Source organism: Streptomyces sp. NPDC002130 (assembly GCF_040296465.1).
Lineage (GTDB): Bacteria > Actinomycetota > Actinomycetes > Streptomycetales > Streptomycetaceae > Streptomyces.
Window position 1 is genome coordinate 1 of the sequence record NZ_JBEOXI010000799.1, and the last position, 1489, is coordinate 1489.

The window sequence follows — 1489 nt, forward strand, 5'->3', positions numbered from 1 at the left end:
TGGGGATACGACCCGGGTGTTGGTGCCGCAGTAGGAACCCAGGTTTCATCCACTATCTACTACACAGACGCTGGTTACAGCGTTTTCAACTCGTATACGTACACGCTTCGCATCTACACGATCAATCGAATTACGGGCGAGTCTTCAACGGACTGGCGAGGGTGGAACCTACGCCAACCTGCGTCTCAGACAAGCATTTACTGCCAAGGTGAGTGCTGCGCCTGCACAAACTGGGCGAAGCCGACCACATCGTCACGTTGCTCACCCGCCAGTTCGGGTTGGTCCGTGCCGTGGCCAAGGGTGTCCGCCGAACCACCTCCAAGTTCGGTGCCAGACTCGAACCGTTTGCTCACATCGACGTGCAACTACTTCCGGGCAAGAATCTCGACATCATCACCCAGGTGCAGACGGTCGATGCTTTCGCCACCGACATAGTCGACGACTACAGCCGGTACACCACGGCCTGCGCCGTACTCGAAACTGCCGAGCGGTTGGCCGGTGAGGAACGCGCGCCGGCCTCGCAGCTTCAGCGATTGACGGTGGGAGCACTGCGCGCGATCGCCGAGCAGGCGCGGCCGGTCGAGTTCGTGCTCGACGCGTTCTTGTTGCGAGCCATGGGCTATGCGGGTTGGGCGCCGGCCCTCGAAGAGTGCGCCCGCTGCAGCGCTCCGGGACCGCACCGTGCATTTCATGTCGCCGCCGGCGGAGCCGTGTGTACCTACTGTCGCCCGGCAGGTGCTGCGACGCCGTCGCCCGGAGTGCTCGACTTGATGGAAGCGCTGCTCCGAGGGGAGTGGGAGGGCACCGATTCGGCGCCCGCGACGCTGCGGACGCAAGCCAGCGGACTGGTCGCGGCGCATCTGCAGTGGCATCTCGAGCGTCAATTGCGGACGTTGCCGCTGATCGAGCGTTCGAGGCCGCATGCAGCCGTCGAGGTCGACTTGCCCGTGAGGCAGGATGGAACACGTGATTCGACGACGCGAACCGCGAACTCCGCTTGACTCTGCTGCTGATCGGGTGATCCGGCCACCGGACCCACATCCGTCCGGAGCGACCCCGCCGATCCTGCAAACCGAACTCATTCCGCGCCACGTCGCGCTGGTGATGGACGGCAACGGACGGTGGGCGCAGGAGCGCGGTCTGCCGCGAACCGCCGGGCACGAACGCGGTGAAGCGGTCTTGATGGACACGGTGTGCGGGTGCATCGAGATGGGTGTCGAGTGGCTATCCGCCTACGCCTTCTCCACCGAGAACTGGAAGCGCAGTCCCGACGAGGTTCGATTCCTGATGGGCTTCAACCGTGACGTCATCCGCCGCCGACGCGACGAGATGAACGAAATGGGTGTGCGGGTTCGCTGGGCCGGTCGTAAGCCGCGCCTGTGGGCCAGCGTGATCAAGGAACTCGAGATCGCCGAAGAACTGACCAAGAACAACACAGTCATGAACTTGACCATGTGCGTGAATTACGGTGGCCGGGCCGAAATTGCCG

General features: G+C 63.4%; 2 protein-coding genes. Both read left to right on the forward strand.

What is annotated here, in order from left to right:
• The first annotated feature begins 212 nt into the window (after window positions 1-212).
• Window positions 213-1001, forward strand: coding sequence for a DNA repair protein RecO (gene recO / locus ABT116_RS45645; RefSeq protein WP_351647031.1), 789 nt, complete (start codon window positions 213-215; stop codon window positions 999-1001).
• On the forward strand, window positions 958-1489 hold a 532-nt coding region (gene uppS, locus ABT116_RS45650; RefSeq protein ID WP_502984070.1), incomplete at its 3' end, for a polyprenyl diphosphate synthase. The genes recO and uppS, both read left to right, overlap by 44 nt.